Consider the following 14,912-nt stretch of genomic DNA (forward strand, 5'->3'; position numbering starts at 1 on the left):
TACGGTGAGGGATGTACGCCTGAGCCGGGAGGAGACAGACGAATGGGCAGTCGTACCGCGCTGGTCGAGGATCTGATGGAGCGCTTCCCGCACGTGCCCCGGGAGGCCGTCTTCAAGGAGGACCTGCTCCGGGGCGGTGTCGCCTTCGACGAGTCCGCCCTCAGCGACAACGAGGACGGGGACGTCAAGCCGAAGTCGTACTTCATCTTCTCCTTCGACCACGGCACCCTGCCCGAGCTGGGCGAGGCCGCGCTGCGCCGGCCCCCGGAGGAGATCATCCTGACGGGCGGCCCGTACGACCTGAGGCGTACGGTCGTCTCCGTACGGGTGAATCCCGCCTCCCCCTACCGGGTCGCCTCCGACGAGGAGGGGCTGCTGGGGCTGTACCTGGACGGCAGGCGCATCGCCGACGTGGGCGTGCCGCCGATGCCCGAGTACTACCGGCACACCCTGTCCAACGGGAAGTCCGTGATGGAGGTCGCCCCGACCATCCAGTGGGGCTATCTGATCTATCTGACCGTCTTCCGGGTGTGCCAGTACTTCGGCGCCAAGGAGGAGTGCCAGTACTGCGACATCAACCACAACTGGCGCCAGCACAAGGCCGCCGGCCGGCCGTACACCGGGGTCAAGGACGTCGAGGAGGTCCTCGAGGCGCTGGAGATCATCGACCGGTACGACACCCAGAAGGCCTCCACCGCGTACACCCTCACCGGCGGCGCGATCACCAAGACGGTGGCGGGCCGGGACGAGGCCGACTTCTACGGCCACTACGCCAAGGCCATCGAGGAGCGCTTCCCGGGCCGCTGGATCGGCAAGGTCGTGGCGCAGGCGCTGCCGAAGGACGACGTGCAGCGGTTCAAGGACCACGGCGTGCAGATCTACCACCCCAATTTCGAGGTGTGGGACCGCCGGCTGTTCGAGCTGTACTGCCCCGGCAAGGAGCGCTACGTCGGCCGCGACGAGTGGCACAAGCGCATCCTCGACTCCGCCGACGTCTTCGGCGCCCGCAACGTCATCCCCAACTTCGTGGCCGGGGTGGAGATGGCCGAGCCCTTCGGCTTCACCACCGTCGACGAGGCGATCGCCTCCACCACCGAGGGCCTGCGGTTCTTCATGTCGCACGGCATCACGCCCCGCTTCACCACCTGGTGCCCGGAGCCCACCACCCCGCTGGGCAAGGCCAACCCGCAGGGCGCGCCGCTGGAGTACCACATCCGGCTGCTCCAGGCCTACCGGCAGACGATGGACGACTTCGGCCTGTCCTCCCCGCCCGGCTACGGCCCGCCCGGACCGGGCCGTGCGGTGTTCTCCGTCAGCTCCTTCATGGACAGCCTGCCCGCGCGGGAACCGGCGGAGGGGACGGAGACGCCGGCCGGGGCCTGACCCCGCCGGACGAGGGTTCCGCGACACGCGGGCGCGGCCGGTGAACGGGGCCGCGTCCGCGTCCGTAACGGAGACGGGAGCCACGGGCCGTCGTGCCACGCGACCGGGTCATGACCTTCGGTAACCGGATGTGAACAGGCAGCTTGTCAGTTGTGTCGAGGCCGTGAAAGGCTCTGTGTCCTCCCGCGAGGTCCCCTACAACTCCATTCCCTCTCAGGTGAGTTGACTCGCACGTGGATGCAGGAGTCCCATGCCCGACCTGCCGACCCCCCAGGACGACACCGAGGCCGCGCTGTTCGCGGAGTGCTGGGACGCCGTGCTCTCGTACGCGGACCTGTGCACCTCCGGATCCCTGACGGCCCACCAGCTGGCGAACGAGGCGTTCACGCTCGGCATGCGCGAGGTCCGCGCCGCCGCCGCTCCCCACGTGCGCGGCGCCGGCCGCCGCACCGCCCGGCTGCCCACGATCGCGGCGCTGCTCACCGCCGTACGCAACACCGCGGCGGCCTGGGAGGCGGGCGGCGGGGGACACCGGCTCGACCCCGACCTGAGACTGTGGCTCAACTCGCCCGGCGCCGCCCGCTTCACGGGGCCGCCGCCGCACCGCCCGGTCGCACTGCGCGGCCTGCGGGACATGCAGGAGGCCGACGCCGCGCTGCTGTGGCTGGCCGAGGTGGAGGCGCTGCCCCTGCCCACCGTGGCCCGCCGGCTCGGCCTGGACCCGGCCACCGCCGCCGGTGAACTCGACCAGGTCCGCACCCTGTTCCGGGACCGCTGCCACCGCGCCCACCTCGACTCTCTGACGGACGCGGAGTGCCGCTCCTACGCCCGCCTGCTGGACGCGGTCACCCGTTCGGCCGCCGCCGAGACCCCCGCCGACCTCTCGCGGCACCTCGCGACCTGCGTGCAGTGCGCCGAGGCCGCCGCCTGCCTGCGCCTGCACGGCGGCGGCCTGCCCGCCGCGCTGGCCGGCGGGGTGATCGGCTGGGGCGGCCTCGCCTACCTGGAACGCCGCCGCCGGGCCGCCGAGGTCCGCCTCGGCGCGGGCCGCCCCGGCCCGTCCGGATCCGGCACGGGGGACGCCGAGGAGGGTGCGGGCCGCAGCCGCGTCCTGCGCGGCGGACTGCTCGCCGCCGCGGTCCTGCTGTCGGCGCTCGCGCTCGGCGTGTCGATGATGCCGTTCGGCGGCTCCGGCGACGGCGTCGCCGAAGCCCGTGACAACCGCCAGACGGCCGCCGACCGCGGCGCCTCCCGCACCACCACCCGCCCGGCCACGACCGCGCCGCCGTCCGCCACACCGTCCGCCACTGCCTCCGCGGCCGGTACCGTGACCGCGCCCGTCCCGAAGGAGCCCGGCCCCGAGCCGCAGGGCACCTCCTCCGCCGCCCCCCGGCCCCACCCCGCGAGCGCCCCCGCCACCCCGCGGACCACCGGCTGCCGGATCGCCTACCACCTGGTCGGCCAGTGGCCCGACGGCTTCCAGGCCACCGTGACCGTCACCACCGACCGGGCCCTCACCGGCTGGCGGGTCTCCTGGTCCTTCCGCGACGGCCAGCGGGTCGGCAACATGTGGGACGCCACCGTCCACCAGGACGGCTCCCACGTCACGGCCACCGCCGCCGACTACAACAGAACCGTGGCCGCGCACGGCACCGTGTCCTTCGGGTTCCTCGGCTCCTGGCGCGACGCGAACCGGACACCGACCGCCTTCACCCTCGACGGGGCCGATTGCGCGGTGAGTTGACGCCGCGAGGGGAGGGACAGCGGGGGAGTGGAGGTGACGCCGTCGTCGCCGTGTTCCTCGCCGTGAGATTCCACCTCGGCTGTGTCGCACGCTTCCTCGCCCTCGTCTCTGTCCGGACGGGGCGGTCGTGGAGCTGGTCAGCCACTTCGCGGTCCTACAGGCGGGTGCTGCAATGTGACGTGACGAGACGTGTGCGGTTGCCCGGAGGCCACAGCCGAGGCCGGCCACCGCTCAGGTCCTGGGCATGCGGCTCCGCCGGCCGCCGCGGACAACCGACGCCGAAGGCAGGCGGCCATGCGGCCGAAGTGCGGGAGTCGTCGGCCGTCAAGTGGCTTGAGCCGGTGAGGCCACCGACTCCCTGATGAAGATTCGAGCTGTTTCCCGATTCTGGCACCCGATGTCATGACAACCAGTAGTTTTGCTGTGACATGAGACAAGTCCACCTCAGGCGCCCACCTCTGGTGACCGGCAGCCTCAAGGAGCCGATGTGCCCGACGAAGCGTTCAGCATCGACAAGCGGCCGTTGCGAGATCTGCTGCGGCAAGTAGAAGTGGGCAAGGCTCAATTGCCGGAGTTTCAGCGGGGCTGGGTGTGGCCCTACCCGAACATCGCCAGCCTCCTTGCGTCGATCTCGCTGAGCTATCCCGTCGGCACCGTCATGTTGCTCAAGGCGGGCGGCGACGTCCGGTTCAAGTACCGGCCCATCGAGGGGGCCACCCCGGTCGGCAAGCCGGAGCCCGACACGCTCGTACTCGACGGGCAGCAGCGGCTGACGTCGCTGTTCCAGTCGCTGAAGCTGAACGGTCCGGTGGTCACGCAGGACCTGCGCAAGCACCAGGTGTCGGGCTGGTTCTACGTCGACATGGTTCAGGCTCTCGACGAGAACAGCGACCGAGAGGACGCGATCCGGTTTCTGCCGGAAACGCGCAAGGTCCTCAACTTCCGGGGTCAGGTCATCGAGGACTACTCGACTCCCGAGCGTGAGTACGAGGCGCATCTCTTTCCGCTTCACGCCGTCTTCGACGGCGGCGACTGGGGCTACGAGTTCACTGACCACTGGGACGGTGACAAGGACAAGCGCACACTGTGGCGCGACTTCAACGAGGCGTTCGTCCGCTCCTTCGACCGCTACCACGTTCCAGTCATCGAACTCGGGCAGGCGACCCCACGCCAAGCCGTGTGCCAGGTGTTCGAGAAGGTGAACACCGGCGGTGTCACCCTGACCGTCTTCGAGCTGTTGACCGCCACCTACGCAGCGGACGAGTTCGATCTGCGCCACCACTGGGAGCGGGAGTGCCGCGCTGCTTGGAAGGCGCCCGAGTACCGCATCCTTCGCGACGTATCGAACACGGACTTCCTCCAGGCAGTCACCCTGCTGGCCACGGCCGAGCGGCGCGGGTGCGAGGCCGAACGCGGCACGGAAGAAGAGCGGCTGCCGCGCATCGGCTGCAAGCGCAAGGACATGCTCGCCCTCGCCCTCGAGGACTACGTACGCTTCTCGCCGTCCGTCATCGACGGCTTCAAGGCGGCGGCGAAGTTCCTGCACCAGCAGTTTCTCTTCGATACGAAGTTCCTGCCTTACGGAACACAGCTGATACCGCTTGCCGCGATCCTGGCCGTGGCCGGAGATGCCGCGCAGAGTGCTGGGGCCCAGCACAAGCTCGCTCGCTGGTACTGGTGTGGTGTGTTCGGGGAGCTGTACGGCGGCTCGACCGAGACACGCTTCAGTCAGGATTTGCCGGATGTCGTCGACTGGATCCGCGAGGACGCCGCAGAGCCTCGGACCGTAACCGCTGCGCAGTTCGCCCCCGGACGCCTGTTGACTCTGCGTACTCGGAACAGTGCTGCCTACAAGGGGATTTACGCTCTGCTGCTCAGGGCGGGCGCCCGGGACTGGCGCACCGGGGAAAAGGCCGAGGTCACCGGGTATTTCGACGAGTCCATCGACATTCACCACATCTTCCCCAAGACGTGGTGCGAAAAGGCTGGGCACGCCCCAGCCGACTACAATTCGATCATCAATAAGACCCCGTTGACCGCCCGTACCAACCGAATCATCGGAGGGGCGGCTCCCTCCGACTATCTTGCCCGTCTGATCAAGGCCGCGCAGACTCCTCACGAAAGCGTCGCCGAACGCATTCGCTCTCACCTGGCCCAACCGGAACTGATGGCCACCGATGACTTCGACGGATTCTTCACCGCCCGTAGGGCGGCGCTGCTCCGCAGCATCTCCGACGTGATGGGCAAACCGATCCTGGACGACGATCCGGGCGCCGAGGGTCTGGGGATCAACCTCGACACGGCGGATGACACCGACGATCTGTGATCAGCGAGTTCCTGATGGGCACAGTGATCAGAAATGTCGTAAACGATGCGAGAACCCTGCGATGATCGGTTACTCTCGCTGCCAGTTGCACCGAGGCGATTGGTCCCCACCGCAAAAGAAGAAGACCAAGAGGCGCTGATCTTGCGGGCCATCGAACGGGGCAGGTGCGGTGGGCCTTGGCGGGCAGGCACGTTACGGCTACATGGAGTACGCCGAAGCCCGCGCCTACGGTGAACTGGTACCCAGGCGGTCTCCGCGATCGCCGCGCTGACCGCCGCCGGGCGGACCAGGGATGCCATCGGGGACTTAGACGGTCACCCGCGGCGAGACGGGACGGCGTTTTCGCGAGGCCCACCTCGACGCTGACGCGCGCCATGTTCGGACTCGCACAAGACCACTCGGTGGCTGGTCGGCCATCCATTCAGCGACCTGAGCGATCTCACCTGCGTGAATCTGTGGCTCGACTATGAAGAGGCTCTCGGCGCGCAAGGGGCGCTCAGGGTCCGACATCGCCGTGATCGACAGGCGATGATGACAGGGCTTGGTCGGCGAGGGCGAGCCACTGCCGGTCGAGCGCACCCGTTTCGACCGTGGCCCACCGGCTGCATCGACGTCCCTGTCGTGGAGCAGGGCCTCGGTCACGATCGGGTCGCCGCACCAGGACTGCGGCACCGAAGCCCATCTCACCGTGTGACACGCCGTTCTGTGTGCCGGTCAGAACCGAATCGGAACCTGATGCGGCTCCTCCAACAGCACGGCCGGTGACCCTGCGCAAAATCGTTGGCGCCGGAATGCGGGCGCCCCTAGGGTGGGGTTCGCTTCACGCAGTGGCTGTCGGCCGCTGTGGTCGATCGAGTGAGAACGCGAGGTGTGACCGATGGCTGTCTCTTTGGTGGGCGCTGCCCGCAACCAGAAGTTCATCCACTCCATCTCCGTGGTCTCCGGCTGATCCTGCCTGTTCTACTTCGCGCCCGCGAGTGCGCGCAGCTGGGACCGCCCTGTGAAGGGTTCCCCTTGAATCTCTCCTCTCTTTCGGCCTCTTCCGCTTCGTCGCGCCCTCTCGCCCCGTACGGCTGGGACGAGGGGTGGGAGACGGAGTTCGCTCCGTACGCCGAGAAGGGCCTCCTGCCCGGCCGGGTCGTCCGGGTCGACCGGGGCCAGTGCGACGTCGTCACCGCCGACGGAGTCGTCCGCGCCGACACCGCCTTCGTCACCCCGCACGACCCGCTGCGGGTCGTGTGCACCGGCGACTGGGCCGCCGTCGACCCCGGCGGGACCCCCCGCTACGTCCGCGCGTATCTGCCGCGCCGCACCGCCTTCGTCCGCTCCACCTCCTCCAAGCGGTCCGAGGGGCAGATCCTCGCCGCCAACGTCGACCACGCCGTCGTCGCCGTGTCCCTCGCCGTGGAACTCGACCTCGGCCGCGTCGAACGCTTCCTCGCCCTCGCCTGGGAGTCCGGCGCACAGCCTGTCGTCGTCCTCACCAAGGCCGACCTCGTGCCGGACCCGGTCACCCTGGCCCACCTCGTGCAGGACGTGGAGACCAGCGCGCCCGGCGTGCCCGTGATCCCCGTGAGCGCCCTGCACGGCGACGGTCTCGACGCCCTCGTCGCGTTGGTCGGCTCCGGTACGAGCGTGCTGCTCGGCCAGTCCGGCGCGGGCAAGTCCACGCTCGCCAACGGGCTCGCCGGGGCGGACATCATGCAGGTGCAGGCCGCCCGTGACGTCGACGGCAAGGGCCGGCACACCACGACCACCCGCAACCTGCTCACCCTGCCCTCCGGCGGCGTCCTCATCGACACGCCCGGGCTGCGCGGCGTCGGCATGTACGACGCCGCGACCGGGGTCGGGCAGGTGTTCGCCGAGATCGAGGAACTGGCCGCCGGGTGCCGGTTCCACGACTGCGCCCACGAGGCCGAGCCGGGCTGCGCGGTGCGGGCCGCCGTGGAGAACGGCGACCTTCCGGACCGGCGGCTGGAGAGCTACCGCAAGCTCGTGCGCGAGAACCAGTGGACCGTGGCCAAGTCCGACGCGCGACTCCGGTCGGAGCTGAAGAAGGAGTGGCAGCGCAAGGGCCTCGCCGGCAAGGCCGCGGGCGAGGCCAAACGCAGGTCCTGGCACTGACCGGTTCACGCCGAGCGACGCGACCCGGAAGCCACCGCTCCCGGTCCCGTCGCTCGGCGGCCCCCGGTCCACGTCCGATTTCCGCCAGCCGTGTCCGTCGGCCCGGCGCACACTGGGACACGTGATGGACGCGGACACCAGGTACGAGGCGGTACGCAGCCGCGACGGACGGTTCGACGGGGCGTTCTTCTTCGCTGTCGAGACCACCGGGATCTACTGCCGGCCCAGCTGCCCGGCGGTGACGCCCAAGCGGCACAACGTGCGGTTCTTCGCGACCGCCGCCGCCGCCCAGGGCTCCGGGTTCCGCGCCTGCCGCCGGTGCCGGCCGGACGCCGTGCCCGGCTCGGCGGAGTGGAACGTCCGCGCGGACGCCGTCGGCCGGGCCATGCGCCTGATCGCCGACGGCGTCGTGGACCGCGAGGGCGTCGCCGGGCTCGCCGCGCGGCTCGGCTACAGCGCCCGGCAGGTCCAGCGGCAGCTCACCGCGGAACTGGGCGCCGGGCCCGTCGCGCTCGCCCGGGCCCAGCGGGCACACACCGCGCGGGTGCTGCTGCGGACCACCGACCTGCCCGTCACGGAGATCGCCTTCGCGTCCGGGTTCGCCAGCGTGCGGCAGTTCAACGACACCATCCGCGAGGTGTACGACGCGACACCGACCGAGGTGCGTGCCGCCGCCCTCCGCGGCCGGGGCGTCCGCCGTGCCGCGCCCGGCGCGGGCATCCCGCTCCGGCTCGCCCACCGGGGCCCGTACCAGGCCGCCGCCGTCTTCGACCAGCTCGCCCGGGAGGCCGTACCGGGCGTAGAGGAGGTGACCGGGGGCCCGGGTGGCCGTACCTACCGGCGCAGTCTGCGGCTGCCGTACGGCACCGCGCTCGTCGCCGTCCACGAACGCGCCCGGGCCTCCCGGGCCGGCGCCGGCACCCACCCGGGCGGCTGGCTGGAGGCCCGGCTGAACCTCACCGACCCCCGGGACCTGACGACCGCGGTGCAACGGCTGCGCCGGCTGTTCGACCTGGACGCCGACCCGTACGCCGTCGACGAGCGCCTCGGCGCCGCCCCGCGGCTCGCCCCGCTCGTCGCCGCCCGGCCCGGACTGCGCTCACCCGGTGCGGTGGACCCGCTGGAGCCCGCCGTGCGCGCCCTGGCGGGGACCCGGGGCGCCCAGGAGTTGGTCCGCAGGTACGGCAAGGCCCTCGACGCGCCCTGCGGCAGCCTCACGCATCTCTTCCCCGAGCCCGCCGTCCTCGCCGAGGCCGAGCCCGCCGGCCCGCTGGGCGCGCTGGCCGCCGCCCTCGCCGACGGCACCGTACGGCTGGACGCGGGCGCCGACCGGGACGAAGCCGAGGAAGCCCTGCTCGCCCTGCCCGGCATGGACCCGGCCGTGGCCGCCGCCCTGCGCGTACGTGCCCTCGGCGATCCGGACGTGTCCCCGCCCGGCGCCGACATCCCCGGCGCCTGGCGCCCATGGCGGTCGTACGCCGTGCAACACCTGCGCGTGGCCGGGCAATTGCCCTGGTGACCCGCATGCGCCGGGCCCGGGCGCCCGTCCCGAGGGGCACGGCCCGCCGCGGAACGGCGGTGCTCGCGGCGACCGTTGGCGCCCCGGCGCCCCGGCGGACCCTGGTCGGGTGGCCCGGTCCGGCGGGCAGGTGAACCTGCGCCCCGGCGGACCGTCCAGGTAGCGGTCCGGTGAACCGGCCGGCCGACCGGTGAACCGGCGAACCGGCTGACCGGCCGGCCGACCGGTGCACCAGCGGCCCGGGCGAAGCGGGCACCCGGTCACCCCGCTGGTCCGGTCACCCGGTCGTCCCGGTCACCCGGTCGTCCCGGCCGCCGGCCAGCATGGGCGTCCTTACGCCGAGTGGGTGGACCCGCGTCGGCGTTCCCGTGGCGCGGGCCGGTCGTGTGGCACGGTCGCCTGCGGCGGGCCACGGGGAAGGGCGGACACGGATGCGCACGGTCGTACGGGTTCTCGCGGTCGTCCTGACGGCGCTGGCGCCCGGTCTGACGCCGCCTGCCGTCGCCGAGCCCGCCGCGCTGCCCTGGACCGGTGCCTGGGAGACGGCGCCCTCCGGTACGACCGCCCCGCTGCCCGGCGCCGCCGTCCGCAACGTCGTCCACCTCGGCATCGGCGGCACGGCCGTCCGCGTCCGGCTCAGCAACCGGCTCGGCACCGCCCCGCTGCGCCTGGGCGCGGTCACCGTCGCACTGCGCCGCGCGGCCGGCCCGGCCGCCGTCCCCGGCACCCTGCGCGCCGCCACCTTCCACGGCGCGCCGCGGACCACCGTCCCGCCGGGCGCGGACACGGTCAGCGACCCGGTGCCGCTGCCGGTGCGGTCCGGTGCCGACCTGCTCGTCACCGTGTACACGCCGGGCGACTCCGGACCCGCCACCTATCACCGCACCGCCCTGCAGACCAGCTACCTGGCCCGGGCCGGCGCCGGCCGAGCGGAGGACGAGGGCGGCGCCGCGTACACCGCGACCACCGGCCACTGGTACTACGTCACCGGCGTCGACGTCCGCGGCACCGCCCTGGGCAGCGTCGTCGCGTTCGGTGACTCGCTCACCGACGGCACCGGCTCCACCCCCGACACCAACCGCCGCTGGCCCGACCGGCTCGCACGGCGGCTGGGCGGCCACCGGTACGGCGTCCTCAACGCCGGCGTCGCCGGCAACCGGCTGCTGCGCGACGGCACCGGCCCCAGCGCCCTCACCCGCCTGGACGCCGACGCGCTGGACCTGCCCCGGGTACGGGTCCTGGTCGTCCTGGAAGGCGTCAACGACATCAACGGCGCCCCCGAGGCGGGCGATCCGGCCGCCTACGCCGCCGCGTACCGCACCCTCGTCACCCGGGCTCACGCCCGCGGTGTCCGGGTCGTCGGTGTCACCCTCACCCCGTACCGCGGCCACCCCGCCTGGTCCGCCGCCCGCGAGGCCGTACGACGGCGGGTGAACGCCTTCATCCGGGGCGGCGGCGTCTTCGACGCGGTCGCCGACGCCGACGCCGCCGTACGCGATCCGGCCGACCCCGCCCGCCTGCTGCCCGCGTACGACCCCGGCGACCACCTGCACTTCAATGACGCCGGCATGGGCGTCGTCGCCGACACGGTCCACCGCGCCCTGACCCACTGAGCGCCGGGCCGGCACAGGTCAGGCCGACCGGACTCGGCAAGGACGCCGGCGGGTGCCGACCGCCCCTCGTACGCCTGTTCACCCGCTCACTCGCCAGGCCGCCGGTGCGGCCGCGTACACCGAATTTTCCCGTTGCCCCGTTTCCCCACCGCCCGTGCGGTGGACAATCAGGGGCATGAGCCAGCAGGGGGGAAGTCCCGCCCGTTCCGAGGACGACTGGTGGGGTCAGCTGTACGACGACTCCACCCAGGACACGGGTCCCACGGCCGCGCCCGATTCCCTGGACGACCGCTTCACCTCGGCGCGGAACACGGTGGCCCGACGGGACCCGCCGGCGCCCCCGGCCGCGCCCCCGGTCCCACCCCAACGCGCCGCCCCCGCCGACCCTTGTCCGCCCACCGGACCAAGACGGCCCGCACCGCCCGCGCCCCCCGAGGGCACTACCCCGCCCCCGCCCCCGGCCGCTCCCGTGTCCCGTGAGGCCGGCGAGTCCTGCGCACCGGAGCCCGCGACCGCCTCCCCCGCCCCGGCTGCCGGCCCACCGCCGGCCCCCATCGGCTCTTCCGTCGATCACGTCGATCACGTCGATCACGTCGATCACGTCGATCACGTCGATCACGTCGATCACGTCGGCTCCGGGCCTCCCACCTACGACCCCGAACCCACCGCGCTCCCGCTCGCCGCCCCGGACGGGCTGGACGAGCTGGTCGCGGACACCGTGCTGGACGGTGCCCGGTACGGGGCGTGCACGCTGCGGGCCGTGTCGTCGCGCGGGGACTCGGCGCGCTACCGCGGCGAGCCGCGCCGGGACGCGCTGCTCACCGCCCGCTTCGGGGCCGGCGACCAGGCGCTGGTCCTCGTCGCGATGGCCACCGGCGCCCGGTCCACGCCCGGCGCGCACCTGGCGGCGGCCGAGGCGTGCCGGTGGATCGGCCGGGCCGTGGGCCGCAGTCACCAGCGGCTCGTGGAGGACATCCGCACGGCCCGGCGCGGCGATCTCAAGGCAGGCCTGCACCGGCTGACCGACCGGGGCATGGGCAGGCTGCGCGAGAGTGCCGCCGAGCGGGGCGTCGGCCCCGAGGAGTACACGGCGAGCCTGCGCTGTCTGCTGCTTCCCGCGGATCCGGACTGCCGTACGCGCGTCTTCTTCGGTGTCGGTGACGGCGGCCTGTTCCGGCTGCGGGACGGCGTGTGGCAGGACATCGAGCCGGTCACGCCGCCCGACGGCGTCACGGGGACCACGGGCAGCCCGGCCGCCGGCAGCGGTTCGCGGCCGGAGCGCACCCCCGAGGGTGACCGGCTGACGATGGACCTCGGTATCCCGGCCCCGCCGAGCCCGTTCGAGCCCGTCCCGGATCCCGTGCCCGAGCCGCCCCGCGAGCCGTTCCGTTTCCGTGCCTCGGTAGCCCGCCCGGGTGACGCGCTGGTGATGTGCACCGCGGGTATGGCCGAGCCGCTGCGCGGCGAGCCCGCCCTGTGCGCCTACCTGGCCCGCCGCTGGTCCGGACGCACCCCGCCCGGCCTCGCCGCGTTCCTCGCCGATGCCCAGGTGCGGGTGAAGGGCTACGCCGACGACCGTACGGCGGCGGCCGTGTGGGAGGCGTAACCGCGGCCCCTGTGGATTGATGGACCGGGACGGCTATCCCGGGACAGCGAAGGGGCAGAGGCCATGGCCAAACAGAACGTCGCCGAGCAGTTCGTCGACATCCTCGTCCGCGCCGGAGTGCGCCGTCTGTACGGTGTCGTCGGGGACAGCCTCAACCCGGTGGTGGACGCCGTCCGCCGCAACGCGGCCATCGACTGGGTCCACGTACGGCACGAGGAGACCGCCGCGTTCGCGGCGGGTGCCGAGGCCCAGGTCACCGGCAGCCTGGCCGCCTGCGCCGGCTCCTGCGGGCCGGGCAATCTCCACCTCATCAACGGCCTGTACGACGCCCACCGCTCCATGGCCCCCGTCCTGGCCCTCGCCTCGCACATCCCGTCCAGCGAGATCGGTCTCGGCTACTTCCAGGAAACCCACCCGGACCGGCTGTTCCAGGAGTGCAGCCACTACTGCGAGCTGATCTCCAGCCCGAAGCAGATGCCGCGGCTGCTCCAGAGCGCCATCCAGCACGCGGTCGGACGCAGCGGCGTGAGCGTGGTGTCCCTGCCGGGCGACATCGCCGGTGAACCGGCTCCGGAGAAGGCGCCGCAGAGCGCGCTCGTCACGTCCCGGCCGACCGTCCGGCCCGGTGACGCCGAGATCGACCGGCTCGTGGAGATGATCGACGCGGCCGGCAAGGTCACCCTTTTCTGCGGCAGCGGCACGGCCGGCGCCCACGCCGAGGTGATGCGGTTCGCGGAGAAGATCAAGTCGCCGGTGGGCCACGCCCTGCGCGGCAAGGAGTTCATCCAGTACGACAACAGGTTCGACGTGGGGATGAGCGGGCTCCTCGGTTACGGTGCCGCCTACGAGGCCACCCACGAGTGCGACCTGCTGATCCTGCTCGGCACCGACTTCCCGTACAACGCCTTCCTGCCCGACGACGTGCGGATCGCCCAGGTCGACGTGCGGCCCGAGGTGCTCGGCCGCCGCTCCCGGCTCGACCTCGCCGTGTGGGGCGACGTCCGCGAGACGCTGCGCTGCCTGATCCCACGGGTGCGGGAGAAGACCGGCCGGCGCTTCCTCGACAAGATGCTGAAGAAGCACGCCGACGCGCTGGAGGGCGTGGTCAAGGCGTACACCCGGAAGGTCGACAAGCACGTCCCGATCCATCCCGAGTACGTGGCCGCCGTGCTGGACGAGGTCGCCGCCGACGACGCGGTGTTCACCGTCGACACCGGCATGTGCAACGTCTGGGCGGCCCGCTACCTCACGCCCAACGGCCGCCGCCGGATCATCGGTTCGTTCTCGCACGGGTCGATGGCGAACGCGCTGCCCATGGCGATCGGCGCCCAGTTCACCGACCGCCGCCGGCAGGTGGTGGCCATGTCCGGTGACGGCGGATTCTCCATGCTGATGGGCGACTTCCTGACGCTCGTGCAGTACGACCTGCCGGTCAAGGTGGTGCTGTTCAACAACTCCGCCCTCAGCATGGTCGAGTTGGAGATGCTGGTCGCGGGTCTGCCCTCGTACGGCACCACCAACACCAACCCCGACTTCGCCGCCGTCGCCCGGGCGTGCGGTGCCCACGGGGTGCGGGTGGAGAAGCCCAAGCAGCTCGCCGGCGCCCTGAAGGAGGCATTCCGGCACAAGGGGCCGGCCCTGGTGGACGTGGTCACCGACCCCAACGCCCTGTCCATCCCGCCGCGGATCAGCTCGGAGATGGTCACCGGGTTCGCGCTGTCCGCCTCGAAGATCGTGCTCGACGGCGGAGTGGGCCGGATGCTGCAGATGGCCCGTTCCAACCTGCGCAACGTGCCGCGTCCTTGACCGGTCCAGGGGCGGCTTTCGGCCAGTTTCACGCGCCGTGACGGCGTGCCGACAGCTGGTGCCGGGCGGAGCCGGACCGGTGTCGCGGGGCGTCCGTGGCGCCCAGCGACGTGCGAGGAGCCCGGGGCGCGGCCGCGACCGAGTCCGGCGGCCGGGCGGGGCCGGGTGCGGATGTGGCCGAACCTCCGGTCATCGGGCACACCCCAGGACTGCCCGGGAGCCTGTTGGGCAAGCATCCCCCCGTGAACGTGTTCGACCAGGAAGGGCAGGGACCGGCGGCGTGCGGGCGGGGGTCATGAAGAGGCAGGCACGAGGGGGCGGTCCCGCGACCATCGGGGCCTCCTCGATGAAGACGGGGCAGACCGCGGGGGAAAGGGCCGCCACCATCACGGAACACGCGCAGCGACTGAGGCGCAGGCTGGACCGGGCGGACCTCAGGGCGGTGCCGGAGGCCCGCCGGGAGCTGCGCGAACTGCTGCGGCACTGGGGCAAACCGGGCCGCTCGGAGATCGCCGAGCTCCTCACCAGCGAACTCGTCACCAACGCGCTCGTCCACACCGACGACGACGCCGTCCTCACGGCCGTCGTGGAACCGGGCGGACTACGGGTCGAGGTACGGGACTTCGTGGCCCGCAGACCCGCGCCGCACGCCCCGCGACCGGACGACGACACGCACGGCCGGGGCCTGGTGCTGCTGGAGTGCCTCGCCGACGCCTGGGGGGTGCGGCCGCACGGGGTCGGCAAGTCGGTGTGGTTCGAACTGGGCGCCGAGGCGGCGTGACGGCATGGAC

The 14,912-nt window shown here is 72.3% G+C and carries 9 protein-coding genes; all 9 read left to right on the forward strand.

Annotated features, from left to right (window positions below; all coding sequences use genetic code 11):
- The first annotated feature begins 42 nt into the window (after positions 1–42).
- The 9 genes from ACGFT1_RS06820 to ACGFT1_RS06860 all read left to right on the forward strand — a co-directional run bounded on the left by ACGFT1_RS06820 (position 43) and on the right by ACGFT1_RS06860 (position 14,902).
- Positions 43–1,383 (forward strand): radical SAM protein, encoded by a 1,341-nt coding sequence (locus tag ACGFT1_RS06820; RefSeq protein ID WP_373907964.1) that lies wholly within the window; start codon positions 43–45, stop codon positions 1,381–1,383.
- Between the two features lie 250 nt (positions 1,384–1,633).
- On the forward strand, positions 1,634–3,127 hold the full coding sequence (locus ACGFT1_RS06825; protein WP_373907965.1) for a cellulose binding domain-containing protein: 1,494 nt from the start codon (positions 1,634–1,636) through the stop codon (positions 3,125–3,127).
- A 487-nt stretch (positions 3,128–3,614) separates the two neighbouring features.
- The gene (locus ACGFT1_RS06830; protein ID WP_373907966.1) at positions 3,615–5,453 is read left to right on the forward strand and encodes a DUF262 domain-containing protein; all 1,839 of its coding nucleotides are present in this window, start codon (positions 3,615–3,617) and stop codon (positions 5,451–5,453) included.
- A 1,014-nt stretch (positions 5,454–6,467) separates the two neighbouring features.
- A complete protein-coding gene (gene rsgA / locus ACGFT1_RS06835) occupies positions 6,468–7,577 on the forward strand; it encodes a ribosome small subunit-dependent GTPase A (RefSeq protein WP_373907967.1) in 1,110 nt (369 codons plus the stop codon).
- Between the two features lie 124 nt (positions 7,578–7,701).
- Positions 7,702–9,096: an AlkA N-terminal domain-containing protein gene (locus tag ACGFT1_RS06840; protein WP_373908231.1), complete on the forward strand. Its 1,395-nt coding sequence runs from the start codon at positions 7,702–7,704 to the stop codon at positions 9,094–9,096.
- Positions 9,097–9,527: 431 nt separating this feature from the next.
- Entirely contained in the window at positions 9,528–10,709 is a 1,182-nt protein-coding gene (locus tag ACGFT1_RS06845) for a GDSL-type esterase/lipase family protein (protein ID WP_373907968.1), read from the forward strand.
- Positions 10,710–10,884: 175 nt separating this feature from the next.
- A complete protein-coding gene (locus ACGFT1_RS06850; RefSeq protein ID WP_373907969.1) occupies positions 10,885–12,315 on the forward strand; it encodes a protein phosphatase 2C domain-containing protein in 1,431 nt (476 codons plus the stop codon).
- Positions 12,316–12,378: 63 nt separating this feature from the next.
- Positions 12,379–14,121 carry a pyruvate dehydrogenase gene (locus ACGFT1_RS06855; protein ID WP_373907970.1) on the forward strand — a complete coding sequence of 581 codons (1,743 nt, stop codon included), beginning with the start codon at positions 12,379–12,381 and terminating at the stop codon, positions 14,119–14,121.
- A 346-nt stretch (positions 14,122–14,467) separates the two neighbouring features.
- On the forward strand, positions 14,468–14,902 hold the full coding sequence (locus ACGFT1_RS06860; RefSeq protein ID WP_373907971.1) for an ATP-binding protein: 435 nt from the start codon (positions 14,468–14,470) through the stop codon (positions 14,900–14,902).
- The last annotated feature ends 10 nt before the right edge of the window (positions 14,903–14,912 follow it).

The sequence above is a fragment of the Streptomyces sp. Y20 genome, assembly GCF_043195475.1.
In the GTDB taxonomy this organism is placed as follows: domain Bacteria; phylum Actinomycetota; class Actinomycetes; order Streptomycetales; family Streptomycetaceae; genus Streptomyces.